Genomic DNA, 435 nt, shown 5'->3' on the forward strand with positions numbered 1-435 from the left:
GCATATTGGATATCTACAGGTACGGCAATGTCGCTTCCTTTTATCCTCCCATCTGAAGAACCAGAACCAGCTTTTATCCCTCTCACAGAAAGTCTAATAATAGTTCGGTTTGTCGTCCCTTCGTTAACAACTAAAATTTCTATAAATGACGATTTTGGAGTTATTTCGAAAGTAATGAATTCTCCAGGTATAGTTACAGTTTCTGATTCAACTAAAGAAGAATCCCCTTCCCAAGTTCTATGATTTACAACTACTTTAGAAGTTCCTGCGCTACTAAAATCACCCCTTACCGAAAATCTTATTTTTTCGTAATCTTCAACATTAAAGAAATCTTCTCCAAAAACAGAATAAGATTCACCAGAATTTAAATTAACAGAAGACGAAATTCTAGCTAGTTCAGAATTGCTTTTGGTTATTTGTGCTTTTAATTCTCCC

At 34.7% G+C, this 435-nt stretch carries 1 protein-coding gene; it reads right to left on the reverse strand.

Features of this window, described 5'->3' with window-relative positions:
• Nucleotides 1-435, reverse strand: a 435-nt coding sequence (locus AOA60_RS32670) for a hypothetical protein (protein WP_158235033.1), incomplete at both ends; no start/stop codon positions are given.

Source organism: Pseudomonas sp. 2822-17 (genome assembly GCF_002742485.1).
Lineage (GTDB): Bacteria > Pseudomonadota > Gammaproteobacteria > Pseudomonadales > Pseudomonadaceae > Aquipseudomonas > Aquipseudomonas cyclaminis.